The sequence below is a fragment of the Streptomyces lushanensis genome, assembly GCF_001700515.1.
Lineage (GTDB): Bacteria > Actinomycetota > Actinomycetes > Streptomycetales > Streptomycetaceae > Streptomyces > Streptomyces lushanensis.
This window is the reverse complement of the sequence record NZ_MAUD01000112.1, coordinates 11,559-27,193: the sequence shown is the minus strand read 5'-3', so window position 1 is coordinate 27,193 and position 15,635 is coordinate 11,559. Positions and strand designations below refer to the sequence as shown.

Genomic DNA, 15,635 nt, shown 5'->3' with positions numbered 1-15,635 from the left:
CAAATGAGGTGTGACTCGGGCCACGTGGATTGGGCGTAACACTCCTCGAGGCAGGGCGATGACCTAAGAGGTGACAGCCGAGGAGGGAATACGGCCGCCGTACGTGGCGCTGTATTCACCCTCTGAGGTCCTGACCCGCGCCGTCGGCACATCCCCAGCCGACGGTCGTCGGCTCCGGCCCGATCCTGGGCGGGGCCGGAAGCCGTTTCCATCGTTCCGAGAGGTTGTTCGTGTCGGCCAGCACATCCCGTACGCTCCCGCCGGAGATCGCCGAGTCCGAGTCTGTGATGGCGCTCATCGAGCGGGGAAAGGCTGATGGGCAGATCGCCGGCGATGACGTGCGTCGGGCCTTCGAGGCCGACCAGATTCCGCCAACCCAGTGGAAGAATGTTCTGCGCAGCCTCAACCAGATCCTCGAGGAAGAGGGTGTGACGCTGATGGTCAGTGCCGCGGAGTCGCCGAAGCGCACCCGCAAGAGCGTCGCAGCGAAGAGCCCGGTCAAGCGCACCGCCACCAAGACTGTCGCGACCAAGACGGCCACGGCGAAGACCGTCGCGGCTGCCACCGCGGCTCACGCGGTGGAGAGCGTGGACACGGCGGCCGACGAGGCCGTCGTACCCGCGAAGAAGACCGCCGCGAAGAAGACCGTGGCCAAGAAGACGGCGGTCAAGAAGACCGCCGCCAAGAAGACGACCGCCAAGAAGACCGTGGCGGGCAAGAAGGACGCCGACGAGGTCGCGGACGGCGAGGAGCCGACCGACGAGATCCAGGGCGGCAAGGTCGAGGAGGAGGAGACCGAGGGCGAGAACAAGGGCTTCGTACTCTCCGACGACGACGAGGACGACGCGCCGGCCCAGCAGGTCGCCGTCGCCGGTGCCACCGCCGACCCGGTCAAGGACTATCTGAAGCAGATCGGCAAGGTCCCGCTCCTCAACGCCGAGCAGGAGGTCGAACTCGCCAAGCGCATCGAGGCCGGACTCTTCGCCGAGGACAAGCTGGCCAACTCCGACAAGCTCGCGCCCAAGCTCAAGCGTGAGCTGGAGATCATCGCGGAGGACGGCCGACGCGCCAAAAACCATCTGCTGGAGGCCAACCTCCGGCTCGTGGTCTCGCTGGCCAAGCGCTACACCGGCCGCGGCATGCTCTTCCTGGACCTGATCCAGGAGGGGAACCTCGGTCTGATCCGCGCGGTCGAGAAGTTCGACTACACCAAGGGCTACAAGTTCTCCACGTACGCCACCTGGTGGATCCGTCAGGCGATCACCCGTGCCATGGCCGACCAGGCCCGCACCATCCGTATCCCGGTGCACATGGTCGAGGTCATCAACAAGCTCGCGCGCGTCCAGCGCCAGATGCTCCAGGACCTGGGCCGTGAGCCCACCCCGGAGGAGCTGGCCAAGGAACTCGACATGACCCCCGAGAAGGTCATCGAGGTCCAGAAGTACGGCCGTGAGCCGATCTCGCTGCACACCCCGCTGGGCGAGGACGGCGACAGCGAGTTCGGAGACCTCATCGAGGATTCCGAGGCGGTCGTCCCGGCCGACGCGGTCAGCTTCACCCTGCTTCAGGAGCAGCTCCACTCGGTGCTCGACACCCTCTCCGAGCGTGAGGCGGGCGTGGTCTCCATGCGCTTCGGCCTCACGGACGGCCAGCCCAAGACGCTGGACGAGATCGGCAAGGTCTACGGCGTCACGCGGGAGCGTATCCGTCAGATCGAGTCCAAGACCATGTCGAAGCTGCGCCACCCGTCGCGTTCGCAGGTCCTGCGCGACTATCTCGACTAGAACCGCCTCGACCACGGCCGCCCCGGCCGGGACCGTCTCGATCAGGTTTCTTTCCGGGGCGCACCGAAGCACGTTCGAAGGCCCGGATGCCACTGCGGATCCGGGCCTTCGCCTCGTGCGCGGGGTGCGGGACGGGCACGGGAGGATGACTCTGGGTAGATACGTCTTCACCGGAGAGTCAGGAGCCCGTATGCGTCATTCGCTTGCCCGAGTGCTGACGGGAGGAGTGGCCGCGATCGCGGCGGGGGTCCTGCCGCCGCTTCTGTCGCCGTCGCCCGCCGTCGCCGAGAGTGTGGTCATCGGTGGCCAGCCGGTCCGGGCCGCCGACAGCCCCTGGGTCGTGGCCGTGTCCAGCCATGACCGCTTCGGCGGTACGCGCGCGGGCCAGTTCTGCGGGGGTGTGGTGGTGGCTCCGACGAAAGTGCTGACGGCCGCCCACTGTATGAGCCCGGATGTGCTCGGAGGGCCTCCGGGACAGGTGCGCGATCTGAGGATCATCGCGGGGCGGGACCGGCTGCGCGCCAAGGGCGGGCATGTCGTTTCCGTACGGTCCGTGCAGGTCGATCCGGCGTACGACCCGGGCACCAACGCGGCCGATCTGGCCGTGCTGACGCTGGAGCGCGCACTGCCCAGGAGGTACGCGATCCGGCCGGCCGAGCCGGGGGACTCCGCCGCGGAGCCGGGGACCGCCGCCGCCGTCTACGGCTGGGGCGACACCTCCGGTGACGGCGACTACGCGAGCTCCCTGCGTTCCGCGCCGGTGACGGTCCTGCCGGACGCGAACTGCTCGCGGGCGTACCCGGGCGGCTCAGGTGGCCGCTACGAGCCCTCCACGATGCTCTGTGCGGGCGATCCCGCGGGCGGGCACGACGCCTGCCAGGGCGACAGCGGAGGGCCGCTGGTGGCCCAGGGACGCCTCATCGGGCTGGTCTCCTGGGGCAGCGGCTGCGGGCGCTCGGACAGTCCCGGGGTCTACACCCGGATCACCACCGGGGTCGGGGCGGTCGCCGCCGCCGTGGGGGCACAGGTCCCGCGCTGACGAGAACAGGCGGCCACCCCGCACTCAGCGGGAGTGGCCGCCCGTCGGCCGGAAGGCCCGGCCCCTGGCTCGTCGTGGATGCGAGGTGTCAGCGCTCCTCTTCACCGCCGCCGACCGGCACGGCCGTCAGTCGGTCGGTCTCATCCTGTATTTCCGCGGCGATCTTCTTGAGTTCCGGCTCGAACTTACGTCCGTGGTGGGCGCAGAAGAGCAGTTCACCACCGCTGATCAGGACGACGCGCAGATAGGCCTGCGCGCCGCAGCGGTCGCAGCGGTCAGCCGCGGTCAGCGGGCTCGCGGGGGTCAGAACAGTAGTCACGTCGCCTCTTCTCTAGCTCGACGAGCTGTCGTACCAGGGTCAACATCCAACCAGGCCGAAAACGTTCCCGCTCTCGGCTTTTCCTTGAAAACTTCTTTCCGGGTGGCTGGCTGCTGGCGGTTGGCGGCGAATGGGCCGTATCGCTTCGCTGGGCTTCGCTCTACGGGTTTCGCGTTGCTTGACAGTGCTTGTCAGTGGGGAGCGCCCTCGCCGGCTGGCTTGCCGGTTGTTGATGAGGACGTGCCCGGAGCCTAAATGGTTCATGCCTGGAAGGGAACGTGATGTGTGCTTCACCCCGTCGAGGGATCGAACACCTATGCGACCGTGGACTAGCATAAGAAATCGCGAGGGTGGCGTGACAACGGCTCTACCAGGGCTCTGTACCCTCTGACCGGTGACAGACGCCGGGCCTTTACCCCACGGGGCCACATCTCAAATTCAGCGAGGAGCGAACCGCGTGACCGCCGAGACGTCCGTGCCGTCCACTGCGCTGCTGACCGCAGACCGTGACGGCTCCAACTACACCGCGCGGCACCTGCTCGTCCTTGAGGGGCTCGAAGCGGTCCGCAAGCGACCCGGAATGTATATCGGCTCGACCGACAGCCGCGGTCTGATGCACTGCCTCTGGGAGATCATCGACAACTCCGTGGACGAGGCCCTGGGCGGGTACTGCGACCACATCGACGTGATCCTCCACGAGGACGGCTCGGTCGAGGTCAAGGACAACGGCCGGGGCATTCCGGTCGACGTCGAGCCCAAGACCGGCCTGTCCGGCATCGAGGTCGTCATGACCAAGCTGCACGCCGGCGGAAAGTTCGGCGGTGGCTCGTACGCAGCCTCCGGCGGTCTGCACGGCGTGGGCGCCTCCGTGGTGAACGCGCTCTCCGCCCGGCTCGATGTCGAGGTGGACCGCAACAGCGCCACCCACTCGATCAGCTTCCGGCGCGGAGTCCCCGGCATCTTCACCGAGCCGGGACCCGACAGCCCGTTCGACCCGGCGAACGGGCTGATCAAGGGCAAGCGGGTGCCCAAGACCCGGACCGGTACGCGCGTGCGCTACTGGGCCGACCGGCAGATCTTCCTCAAGGACGCCAAGCTCTCCCTGGAGACGCTGCACCAGCGCGCCCGCCAGACCGCCTTTCTGGTCCCCGGACTGACCATCGTCGTCAGGGACGAGCGCGCGGCCGGCGAGAGCGAGGGCAACGGCACGGTCGAGGAGACCTTCCGTTTCGACGGGGGCATCAGCGAGTTCTGTGAATATCTGGCGCAGGACAAGGCCGTCTGTGACGTCCTCCGGCTGACCGGCCAGGGCACCTTCAAGGAGACCGTGCCGGTCCTGGACGACCGCGGGCACATGACGCCCACCGAGGTGACCCGGGAGCTGGGCGTCGACATCGCGCTGCGCTGGGGCACCGGGTACGAGACCGCCGTCAAGTCGTTCGTGAACATCATCGCGACGCCCAAGGGCGGTACGCATGTGAGCGGTTTCGAGCGCTCGCTGACCAGGACGGTCAACGAGGTGCTGCGCTCGGCCAAGATGCTGCGGGTCGCCGAGGACGACATCGTCAAGGACGATGCCCTGGAGGGCCTGACCGCCGTGGTCACGGTGCGGCTCGCGGAGCCGCAGTTCGAGGGCCAGACCAAGGAGGTCCTGGGCACGTCGGCGGCCAACCGGATCGTCTCCAATGTCGTGGCCAAGGAACTCAAGGAATTCCTGACGTCGACCAAGCGCGACGCCAAGGCGCAGGCACGGGCCGTGCTGGAGAAGGCCGTCGCCGCCGCCCGTACGCGGATCGCGGCCCGCCAGCACAAGGAGGCGCAGCGCAGGAAGACGGCGCTGGAGTCCTCCTCGCTGCCGGCCAAGCTCGCCGACTGCCGCAGCGACGACGTGGACCGCAGCGAGCTGTTCATCGTGGAGGGGGACTCCGCGCTCGGTACGGCCAAGCTCGCCAGGAACAGCGAGTTCCAGGCGCTGCTGCCGATCCGGGGCAAGATCCTCAATGTCCAGAAGTCGTCCGTCTCGGACATGCTCAAGAACGCCGAGTGCGGGGCGATCATCCAGGTCATAGGAGCGGGCTCGGGCCGTACGTTCGACATCGACGCGGCCCGCTACGGCAAGATCGTGCTCCTGGTCGACGCCGATGTGGACGGCGCCCATATCCGCTGTCTGCTGCTCACGCTCTTCCAGCGCTACATGCGGCCGATGGTGGAGGCGGGCCGGGTCTTCGCCGCCGTACCGCCGCTGCACCGGATCGAGCTGGTGCAGCCCAAGCGGGGCCAGGACAAGTACGTGTACACGTACTCGGACAACGAACTGCGCCAGACGCTGCTGGAGTATCAGCGCAAGAACATCCGGTTCAAGGACTCCATCCAGCGCTACAAGGGCCTGGGCGAGATGGACGCCGACCAGCTCGCGGAGACCACGATGGATCCGCGCCACCGCACCCTGCGGCGGATCAACATCGGGGACCTGGAGTCGTCCGAGCAGATCTTCGACCTGCTGATGGGCAACGAGGTGGCACCCCGCAAGGAGTTCATCACCAGCTCCGCGGCGACGCTGGACCGCTCCCGCATCGACGCCTGAGCCGCTATTTTTTTGGGCGCGTCCTCGTGGCGCGTCCTGTCGCGCGTGGGCTGCCGAGCATGTGTTGCCGAGCGCGGTCTCCACCCACGGGTGGAGACCGCGCTTCCACCTTTGATCAACCCCTGCGTCGATGCGCTGACCTGGGACTTCTCCGTAACGTCGAAGTCGCTGAACTTCTTCGTCACCGGAGGCACCGCATGTCCTCGCTCGTCGGCATTGTCGTGATCGTCGCCGCTGTCGCGCTGGTCGCCGTACGCCAGTTCAAGCCACAGCGGATCGTCAGCGGCGGGCGTGGCTGGCTGGTCCTGCCCGTCGTCCTGACGGTCGTGGCCCTGAGCCGGCCGGGCCTGACGGACGCGCACGACCACTTCCTGTCGGTGCTGCTGCTCGGAGCGGAGCTGGTGGTGGGAGTGGTGGTGGGCGCCGGCTGGGCCTGGACCGGCCGGCTCTGGACCGCCGAGGACGGCACCGTGTGGACGAGGGGCACCGGGGCCACCGTCGCGGTCTGGACAGGTGGTATCGCCCTGCGGGCCGCACTGATGGGCATTGGCGCGCTGGCAGGTGTCCACCAGGGCTCCGGAGCGCTGCTGCTGGCACTCGCCGTCTCCGTGCTGGTCCGCAGAGGCATGCTGGTGTGGCGGGCCCGTGCCGTACTCCCGTCGTACGGTCACGCGACAGCCGCCGCGCCGTGGAAGGACCGTGTGTGACAGCCGACGCCTGGACGAACTGGCCCTCCTGGGAGGCCCTCACCCGGCAGGGCCGTACCGAGGCACGGCAATGGCTGGCCCGGTCCATCCGGACGCTCGGTCTGGCGGCACTGCTCTGGTCGACATTCAGCCAGCGCCATGTGGAGGGCTGGGCGGCGGCCGTGGCCGTGGCCGTCACGTTCGTCCTCGTCCTCTGCGCGTGGGGCTTCTACCGCACCACTCTGCGCCATCGGCTCTGGCCGTCGGTCGTGCTGCTGCTGGCACTGATGGGCGGAGCCCTCGCCGCGCGCCAGAGCGGGTTCGAGATAGCCGCGGTCGTGCTGTGGTGCGGCTGCGCCATCACCTCCATGGAGCGGCTGCCGCTCGCCGCCGCCCTGCCGGCCACCTGTCTCGCCCTCGGCGGATTCGCGGTGTTCGACCGGGACGCCTGGCTGACCACCTTGCTCAGTACGGCGGGACTGCTCCTCGGCGGCTATGTGCTGCGGCTCGACGCGGAGGCGCGCGGCAGCGCCCAGCGGCTGCTGGCCCAGGAGCGCGTCGCCCGTACCGCCGAGGCCGAGTCGGCGGCCCTGGCCGAGCGGGCCAGGATCGCCCGGGACATCCATGACGTCCTGGCGCACAGCCTCTCCGCGCAGCTCGTGCATCTGGAGGCGGCCCGGCTGCGGATAGAGCGGGAACCGTCGGGACCCTTCCGTGACCAGATCCTGGAGCGTGTCGTCGCCGCGCGTTCCATGGCGCGGGAAGGGCTCTCCGAGACCCGGCAGGCACTCTCCGCCCTGCGCGGCGAGATGGCCCCGCTCGGTGACCATCTCCGTGAGCTGGCCGCCATGGAAGGCGCCGAGGTCGCGGTCGAGGGAGCGCCGAGGCCACTGCCCGCGGAGGCCTCGCAGACCGTGCGCAGGGTGGCGCAGGAGGCGCTCACCAATGTCCGCAAGCACGCGCCGGGCGCGAGCGTACGGATCGTACTCACGTACGGCACGGACGAGGTGACGCTGGACATACGGGACTCCGGTGCGAAGGGCTCCGGCGGGAGCGGGGCGGGCCCGGCCGGCCCGGCGGTTTCCGGCTCGGGCTCCGGGTACGGTCTGCTGGGGATGAGAGAGCGTGCCGAACTGCTCGGCGGCACTCTGGAGGCCGGCCCCGGCGCTCCTGTCGGCGCCGAGGGCCGCTGTGAGCGGGGCTCCGGGGCAGGCTCGGACGGCTCCGGGGCGGGCTCCGCGGACTCTGGGGGCTCCGCGAGGTCCGAAGACCGCGAAGGGAAGGGTTTCACTGTGCGTCTGCGAGTTCCCGCGTGACGGCCCGCGTGATCGTGGCCGACGACCAGGCCGTGGTGCGTGAGGGCATCGTGATGCTGCTCGGGCTGCTGCCGGGCATAGAGGTCGTCGGCGCGGCGAAGGACGGCGAGGAGGCGGTGGCCCTGGTCGCCGAGCTCCGTCCCGATGTCGTCCTGATGGATCTGCGGATGCCGCGCTGCGACGGAGTGGAGGCCACCCGCCGTATCCGCGCGGAGCACCCGGGGACCCAGGTCGTGGTGCTCACGACCTACGCCGACGACGACTCGCTCTTCGCCGCGCTCCGGGCGGGCGCCCGCGGCTATCTCACCAAGGACGCGCGGGGCGAGGAGATCGTCCGGGCCGTGGAGGACGTACTGGCGGGGCAGGCGGGACTGGCGCCCGCCGTGCAGCGCAGACTGCTGGAACAGGTCACCGCGCCGCTCGCCGCGCCCGCTCCCGTGGAACTGCCCGACGGGCTGACGTCGCGGGAGGCGGAGGTGCTCTCCCTGGTCGCCGAAGGGCTCTCCAACAAGGAGATCGCGCAGCGGCTGCACATCGGGGCGGCCACGGTGAAGACCCACATCAACAATCTCTTCGCCAAGACAGGTGTGCGTGACCGCGCGCAGGCCGTGCGGTACGCCTACCAACGGGGACTCATCCCGCCACCCGGGACAACCATCACCTGATGGGGTGAAGCCCGGGCGGAGACGAGTCCGGGCCCCCACGCCTTTGACCATCCTTGCGGCGCGGGAGCGGTCTGAGGGGCCGGCGGACGGTTGACGTGCGGCCCACCGGCTCGCGGGCATCCCGCCTGCGGGGGTCCGATCTCGGTGTCCGGGTGTCCGTCAGGCGCCGGCCGCCCAGGTGTAGCGGTGTTCGGGGCGGCCCGTCTCCCCGTAGCGGAGCGTGAGCCGTACCCGCCCGGACCGCTCCAGCAGCTTGAGATAGCGCTGCGCGGTCTGCCGGCTCATCCCCGCGTTCTCCGCGATCTCCTGGGCCGACAGCGGGCCGTCGGCGCTCATCAGCGTCCGGCGCACCAGCGCGGCGGTGGTGGGGGAGTGGCCCTTGGGCAGGACCGGGGCACTCGCGGCGGAGAGCGCCCCGAACATCCGGTCCACCTCGGACTGTTCGGCCTCGCCGCCGCAGTCCAGGGTCCGGCGCAGTGCCGCGTACGCCTCCAGCTTGGCCCGTAGACCGGCGAAATTGAACGGTTTGATCAGATATTGGAGAGCGCCGAGACGCATCGCGGCCTGCACGGTCGCGACATCGCGCGCCGCCGTCACCATGATCACATCGGTCCGATGGCCGAGCCGCCGCAACTCCCGTACCACCGCCAGTCCGTTCTCGTCCGGCAGACAGTGGTCGAGCAGGATCAGGTCGACGGTGCGCTCGGAGATCAGGCCGAGCGCCTCGGCGGCCGAGTGGGCCTGTGCCACCACCCGGAAGCCCGCCACCTTGGCCACATAGGCCGTATTGATCTCCACCACCCGGATGTCGTCGTCCACGACCAGTACGTCGATCATCGTGTCTCCCCGGCCGCGGCCCGCTCCCACACGGTCTCCTGCGCGCTTCCGGCCGCCCGGTGCCCGGCTTTTCCGCCGGGCGCGGCCGGCTCGCCGTCCTCGTCCGGTTCCGTCAGGGCCTCCGGCAGTACGACGGTGAACTCGGCGCCGCCGAGCGCGGACCCGCCGGCCCGCGCGCCGCCGCCCTGCCGCTCGGCGAGTCTGCGTACCAGGGCGAGGCCGAGACCGCGCTTGCCGTGGGTCGGCGGTTCCTTGGTCGACCAGCCCTCGGAGAAGACGAGTTCACGGTGGGCAACGGGCACACCGGGACCGCTGTCGGAGATCACAAGGACGACCGTACGGCCTTCGGCGCGCAGTTCCACCTCGATGCGCGGGTCCTCGGAGCCGGCCGCCGCGTCCAGCGCGTTGTCCACCAGATTGCCGAGCACCGTCACCAGGCCCTGCGGATCCACCAGCCGGTCGGGCAGCAGCGTGCGGGACGAGACGCGCAGCGAGACGCCGCGCTCGGCGGCGACCGTGGCCTTGCCGACCAGCAGCGCGGCGGGCAGCGGATCGTGGACGCGCTCGGTGATCTGCTCGGCGGTGGCCCGGTGCACGCCGACGACCTCGTTGACGAACTCCACCGCCTCCTCGTGCATCTCCAGTTCCAGCAGTCCGAGCAGCGTGTGCATCCGGTTCGCGTGCTCGTGGTCCTGGGCCCGCAGAGCGTCGATCAGTCCACGCGTCGCGTCCAGCTCACGGCCCAGCCGCTCCAGCTCGGTGCGGTCGCGGAGGGTGATGACGGCGCCGCCGTCGTCGGTCGGCATCCGGTTGGCGACCAGGACGCGGCTGCCCCGTACGGCGAGCAGATCCTCGCCCAGCACACGTCCGGTCAGCACCTCGGTGGTGCGGCCGGCCCCGAGGGCCTCGTCCAGCGGCTGTCCGATGGCATCGGGCCCGAGTCCCAGCAGCCGCTGCGCCTCGTCGTTGATCAGCCGGATCCGGCCGCTCCCGTTCAGTGCCACCACGCCCTCCCGCAGGCTGTGCAGCATGGCCTCCCGCTCGGTGAGCAGCGCCGAGATGTCGGAGAAGGCCAGATCATGGGTCTGCCGCTGGAGCCGCCGGGAGATCAGAAAGGCGGCGAGCGCCCCCGCCGCCAGCGCTCCGCCCGCGTAGGCGAGCAGCCCGGGGATCGCGGCGAGCAGCCGGTCGCGGACGCTGTCGTACGCGATACCGACCGAGACGGCTCCGACGATGGTCCCCGTACGGTCGCGCAACGGGACCTTGCCCCGGGCGGAGCGGCCGAGTGTGCCGCTGTCGATCTCCCGTACGTGCGCGCCCGCGAGCGCCTCGCTGGGATCGGTGGAGACGACCTTGCCGATCTGGCCGGTATCGGTGTGCGACCAGCGGATCCCGCGTCTGTCCATGATCACCACATACTCGGCGCCGGTGGCGCGTCTGATGCGTTCGGCCTCGGCCTGGACGGGACCGCCGGGCGTCGGCGGTGTGGCCAGCAGATCGTCGGAGACCTCCGTGGAGGCGGTGGTCTCGGCTATCGCCAGCGCCCGGCTCATGGCCTGGTCGTCCAACTCCTTGCTGAAGGGCGCCAGAAACAGCCCCGTGGCCAGCACGGTGACGCCCGCGGCGATGGCGAGCTGCATCAGCAGCACCTGTGAGAAGACCCGGCGGGGCCAGCCGAATCGCCGTCGTCTCTCCGTGGTGCCCGGTCCGGCGCTCATGTCGAGGAACGGTAGAGGGCGGGGAGGGCCTTTCCGAAATTTCCACAGTTACGCAAAACCGTCGCAAGGTTTGCAGATCACTTACGTTTCCCTGATGAGCGGCCAAAAACAGGCCGGCGCAGCACGGCAGGTGTCAACTCGGGAGGCGGAGCACGGGATTTGGTTCTGTCTCAGTGGTGGACGGACTGGCAGTTCTCTGCAACTCTCTGACCGCAAAACGCAAAAGACCCTGTTCATCAGTGCAGAAATGCTTGCCATACCGGCAGGCAGTCAGAGCCGCGCCCTCGCCGCCCCCGCGCCGAGGCCGAAGATCGGGGATCCATGAGATCGCTACACCGGAGATGGCGGGTTCTCTCCACCGCCATAGCCACCAGTCTTTTGATGATGGGCTGGCCGTCGTTCGCCGCTGCGGCCGACGGTCCCAACATCGCCGCGGGGCGGACCGCGGCGACGAGTGCCAGTACGGGCGACACCAAGGCCCGCAATGTGACGGACGGGAACCAGTCGACGTACTGGGAGGGCAACGGCAAGGGCCCCCAGTGGGTGCAGTCGGACCTGGGTGCCAGCAAGCGCGTCGACCAGGTGGTGCTGAAGCTCCCCGCAGGGTGGGAGAGCCGTAAGCAGACCCTGTCCCTCCAGGGAAGCGCCGACGGGACCAGCTTCGCCACGCTGAAGAGCTCGGCCACCTACAGCTTCAGCAAGGGCCAGGGCAACAAGGTGACCGTCGCCTTCCCGGCCACCAAGGCGCGGTTCGTGCGGGCGGACTTCACCGGCAACACGGCGGGGAAGAAGGCCCAGCTCGCCGAGCTGGAGGTGCACGCCGCGGCGGCCGCCTCGGTGAACCTGGCCGCGGGCAAGACGCTGACCGCCAGCAGCTTCACCGAGGTCTACGGGCCCGGCAACGCCAACGACGGCAACAAGGCCACCTACTGGGAGAGCAGGAACAACGCCTTCCCGCAGTGGATCCAGGCCGACCTCGGCTCCTCCGTCGGCGTCAACCAGGTGGTGCTGCGGCTGCCGGACGGCTGGGGCGCGAGGGACCAGACCCTGAAGATCCAGGGCAGCGCCAACAACTCCACCTTCTCGGACCTGACGGCCTCGAAGGCGTACACCTTCAGCCCGGCGGGCGCGCAGACGGTGACGATCTCCTTCGACACCACCAGCACGCGCTATGTCCGGGTGCTGATCACGGCGAACACCGGGCAGCCCGGCGGCCAGCTCTCCGAGCTGGAGATCTACGGCCCCGAGACCGGTGACACCCAGGCGCCGACCACCCCCACCGAGCTGACCTACACCGAGCCGGCCTCCGGCCAGATCCGGCTGGCCTGGCGGCCGTCGACCGATGACACGGGCGTCACCGGTTACGACATCTACGCCAACAACCAGCTGCGGACCAGCGTCGCGGGCACGGTCACGACCTTCACGGACACCCAGCCGGCCGGGTCGACCGTCTCGTACTACGTACGGGCCAAGGACGCGGCCGGAAACGTCTCGGCCAACAGCAACACGGTCACCCGTCAGGGAAGCACCGGTGACACGCAGGCGCCGACCGTCCCGGCCAACCTCGCCTTCACCGAGCCGGCCTCCGGCCAGATCAGGCTGACCTGGAGCGCGTCGACGGACAACCAGGGCGTCACGGGCTACGACGTCTACGCCAACAACGTCCTGCGGACCACCGTCGCGGGCAATGTCACCACGTACACGGACACCCAGCCCGCGGGCACCACGGTCTCGTACTACGTACGGGCCAAGGACGCGGCGGGCAATGTCTCGGGCAACAGCAACACGGTGACCAGGAACGGCAGCTCCGGCACGGGCTCGAACCTCGCCGTCGGCAAGCCGATCACCGCGTCCTCCACGGTCTTCACGTTCGTCGCGGAGAACGCCAACGACAACAGCGTCACCACCTACTGGGAGGGCGCGGGCGGCAGCTACCCCAACACCCTCACCGTGAAGCTCGGCGCCAACGCCGACACCGAGAACGTCGTGGTCAAGCTCAACCCGGACAGCAGCTGGGGTCCGCGGACCCAGAACATCCAGGTGCTGGGCCGTGAGCAGAACGCCACCGGCTTCACCAGCCTGGTGGCCGCCAGGGACTACGCCTTCTCCCCGGCGAGCGGCAACCTCGTGACCATCCCGGTCAGCGCGCGGGTCGCCGATGTCCAGCTCCGGTTCACCTCCAACACCGGTTCCGGCGCGGGCCAGGTGGCGGAGTTCCAGGTGATCGGCAACGCGGCGCCCAACCCGGACCTCACGGTCACCGGGCTGAGCGCGTCCCCGGCCTCGCCGGTCGAGTCCGACCCGATCACCCTGTCGGCGACCGTGCGCAACGCCGGTGCGATCGCCTCCCCGGCCGGTTCGGTCGAGTTCCGCCTCGGCGGCACCAAGGTCGGCACCGGTTCCGTGGGCGCGCTCGCGGCCGGAGCCTCGGCCACGGTCACCGCGGACATCGGTGCACGTGACGCCGGTTCGTACCAGCTCAGCGCTGTCGCGGACCCGGCCAACCAGATCATCGAGCAGAACGAGACCAACAACACCTTCACGGGCGCGAGCCCGCTGGTGGTGCGTCCGGTCGCCAGCTCGGACCTGATCGCCGCCGCCGTCTCCACGTCGCCGTCCAGCCCCGCGGCCGGTGACACCGTCTCCTTCTCGGTGGCGATCAAGAACCAGGGCACGGTGGCCTCGGCGGCCGGCGCCCACGGCATCACGCTGTCTCTGCTGAACTCGACGGGTGCCACGGTCAAGACCCTGACCGGCACCTACAACGGCACCATCGCGGCGGGCGCGACCTCGGCGCCGGTGGGCCTCGGCACCTGGGCGGCCGCCAACGGCTCGTACACGGTGAGGGTGGTCCTCGCCGACGACGCCAACGAACTGCCGGTCAAGCGCGCGAACAACACCAGCTCGCAGCCTCTCTTCGTCGGCCGCGGCGCCAACATGCCGTACGACATGTACGAGGCGGAGGACGGTGTCGCGGGTGGCGGCGCGCAGGTCGTCGGTCCCAACCGGACCGTCGGCGATGTCGCGGGCGAGGCGTCCGGCCGTAAGGCCGTCACGCTCAACAACACCGGCAACTACGTCGAGTTCACCACCAGGGCCAGCACGAACACGCTGGTCACCCGGTTCTCCATCCCGGACGCGCCCGGCGGTGGCGGGATCAACTCCAACCTGAACATCTATGTCGACGGCACCTTCCTCAAGGCCATCGACCTCACCTCGAAGTACGCCTGGCTGTACGGCAACGAGACCGGTCCGGGCAACTCCCCGGGCGCCGGCGGGCCCCGCCACATCTATGACGAGGCCAATGTCCTGCTGGGCAGGACCGTTCCCGCGGGCAGCAAGATCCGTCTCCAGAAGGACGCGGGCAACGCGCACACCTACGCGATCGACTTCGTCAACCTGGAGCAGGCCACCGCGGTCGCGAACCCGGACCCGGCCACCTACACGGTGCCGGCCGGATTCACCCACCAGGACGTGCAGAACGCGCTGGACCGGGTGCGGATGGACACCACCGGCAAGCTCGTCGGTGTCTACCTGCCGGCCGGTGACTACCAGACGTCGAGCAAGTTCCAGGTCTACGGCAAGCCGGTCAAGGTGCTCGGCGCGGGTCCCTGGTTCACCAGGTTCTTCGCCCCGTCGACCCAGGACAACACGGACGCGGGCTTCCGGGTCGAGGCGGCGGCGAAGGGCTCGTCCTTCGCGAACTTCGCCTTCTTCGGCAACTACACCTCGCGTATCGACGGGCCCGGCAAGGTCTTCGACCTGTCCAACGTGTCGGACATCACGATCGACAACATCTGGAACGAGCACACCGTCTGCCTCTACTGGGGTGCCAACGCGGACCGGATCACCATCAGCAACTCCCGTATCCGCAACACCTTCGCCGACGGCGTCAACATGACCAACGGCTCCACGGACAACCACGTCATCAACAATGACGCGCGGGCCACCGGTGACGACGCCTTCGCGCTCTTCTCGGCGATCGACGCGGGCGGCGCGGACATGTACAACAACGTCTACGAGAACCTCTCGGCGACGCTGGTGTGGCGGGCCGCGGGCCTGGCCGTCTACGGCGGCTACCGCAACACCTTCCGCAACATCCACATCGCGGACACCCTGGTCTACTCGGGCATCACGGTCAGCTCGCTGGACTTCGGCTACGCGATGAACGGCTTCGGGACCGAACCCACGACGATCGAGAACGTGTCGATCGTCCGGTCCGGCGGTCACTTCTGGGGCAGCCAGACCTTCCCCGGAATCTGGCTGTTCTCGGCCTCCAAGGTGTTCCAGGGGATCCGGATCAACAATGTCGACATCGTCGATCCGACCTACAGCGGCATCATGTTCCAGACCAACTATGTGGGCGGTCAGCCGCAGTTCCCGATCAAGGACACCATTCTCAACGACATCTCGATCACGGGCGCCCTCAAGAGCGGTGACGCCTTCGACGCCAAGTCCGGCTTCGGACTCTGGGCGAACGAGATGCCGGAGGCGGGTCAGGGGCCTGCCGTCGGTGAGGTCACCTTCAACCGTCTGAGGCTCAACAACAACGCCGTGGACATCAGAAACACGACGCCCGGCTTCAGGATCATCATCAATCCGTAGTGGACCGGCGGCCCGCAGGGGCCTCCGGTGAGCAGAGCGGTGTCGGCCGGATCCGTCCGGTCGGCACCGCCCCTGCCACCCT

The 15,635-nt window shown here is 69.1% G+C and carries 10 protein-coding genes; 7 read left to right on the top strand and 3 right to left on the bottom strand.

What is annotated here, in order from left to right:
- The first annotated feature begins 230 nt into the window (after nt 1-230).
- Nucleotides 231-1,784 (top strand): RNA polymerase sigma factor, encoded by a 1,554-nt coding sequence (locus tag BFF77_RS10550; RefSeq protein ID WP_066946886.1) that lies wholly within the window; start codon nt 231-233, stop codon nt 1,782-1,784.
- 190 nt (nt 1,785-1,974) lie between these two features.
- Nucleotides 1,975-2,823: a S1 family peptidase gene (locus BFF77_RS10545; protein WP_066946830.1), complete on the top strand. Its 849-nt coding sequence runs from the start codon at nt 1,975-1,977 to the stop codon at nt 2,821-2,823.
- Between the two features lie 88 nt (nt 2,824-2,911).
- On the opposite strand, the gene BFF77_RS10540 is transcribed toward BFF77_RS10545, so the two are convergent.
- The gene (locus tag BFF77_RS10540; RefSeq protein ID WP_066946828.1) at nt 2,912-3,142 is read right to left on the bottom strand and encodes a DUF7455 domain-containing protein; all 231 of its coding nucleotides are present in this window, start codon (nt 3,140-3,142) and stop codon (nt 2,912-2,914) included.
- A 457-nt stretch (nt 3,143-3,599) separates the two neighbouring features.
- Between BFF77_RS10540 and BFF77_RS10535 the strand changes: the two genes are divergently transcribed.
- From BFF77_RS10535 to BFF77_RS10520, 4 genes are all read left to right on the top strand, one after another.
- Nucleotides 3,600-5,726, top strand: a complete 2,127-nt coding sequence (locus tag BFF77_RS10535; protein WP_066946826.1) for a DNA gyrase/topoisomerase IV subunit B — start codon at nt 3,600-3,602, stop codon at nt 5,724-5,726.
- 197 nt (nt 5,727-5,923) lie between these two features.
- On the top strand, nt 5,924-6,433 hold the full coding sequence (locus tag BFF77_RS10530; RefSeq protein WP_066946825.1) for a DUF1453 domain-containing protein: 510 nt from the start codon (nt 5,924-5,926) through the stop codon (nt 6,431-6,433).
- Entirely contained in the window at nt 6,430-7,728 is a 1,299-nt protein-coding gene (locus BFF77_RS10525; protein WP_066946822.1) for a sensor histidine kinase, read from the top strand. The genes BFF77_RS10530 and BFF77_RS10525 overlap by 4 nt, the downstream gene beginning before the upstream one ends.
- Nucleotides 7,725-8,393 (top strand): response regulator transcription factor, encoded by a 669-nt coding sequence (locus BFF77_RS10520; RefSeq protein ID WP_066946820.1) that lies wholly within the window; start codon nt 7,725-7,727, stop codon nt 8,391-8,393. The genes BFF77_RS10525 and BFF77_RS10520 overlap by 4 nt, the downstream gene beginning before the upstream one ends.
- 159 nt (nt 8,394-8,552) lie before the next feature.
- Here the strand turns inward: BFF77_RS10520 and BFF77_RS10515 are convergent, their stop codons facing one another.
- Together BFF77_RS10515 and BFF77_RS10510 are read right to left on the bottom strand one after the other, a co-directional pair.
- On the bottom strand, nt 8,553-9,230 hold the full coding sequence (locus tag BFF77_RS10515; protein WP_066946883.1) for a response regulator: 678 nt from the start codon (nt 9,228-9,230) through the stop codon (nt 8,553-8,555).
- A complete protein-coding gene (locus tag BFF77_RS10510; RefSeq protein WP_066946818.1) occupies nt 9,227-10,948 on the bottom strand; it encodes a sensor histidine kinase in 1,722 nt (573 codons plus the stop codon). The genes BFF77_RS10515 and BFF77_RS10510 overlap by 4 nt, the downstream gene beginning before the upstream one ends.
- A 321-nt stretch (nt 10,949-11,269) precedes the next feature.
- Here BFF77_RS10510 and BFF77_RS10505 point away from each other — a divergent pair, with 321 nt between their 5' ends.
- Nucleotides 11,270-15,553 (top strand): galactose-binding domain-containing protein, encoded by a 4,284-nt coding sequence (locus BFF77_RS10505; RefSeq protein ID WP_066946815.1) that lies wholly within the window; start codon nt 11,270-11,272, stop codon nt 15,551-15,553.
- Nucleotides 15,554-15,635 lie beyond the last annotated feature (82 nt).

Coding starts and splice junctions, on each gene's coding strand:
- BFF77_RS10545 (WP_066946830.1), top strand. CDS start 1,975: ATGCGTCATTCGCTTGCCCGAGTGCTGACGGGAGGAGTGGCCGCGATC.
- BFF77_RS10530 (WP_066946825.1), top strand. CDS start 5,924: ATGTCCTCGCTCGTCGGCATTGTCGTGATCGTCGCCGCTGTCGCGCTG.
- BFF77_RS10515 (WP_066946883.1), bottom strand. CDS start 9,230: ATGATCGACGTACTGGTCGTGGACGACGACATCCGGGTGGTGGAGATC.
- BFF77_RS10510 (WP_066946818.1), bottom strand. CDS start 10,948: ATGAGCGCCGGACCGGGCACCACGGAGAGACGACGGCGATTCGGCTGG.
- BFF77_RS10505 (WP_066946815.1), top strand. CDS start 11,270: ATGAGATCGCTACACCGGAGATGGCGGGTTCTCTCCACCGCCATAGCC.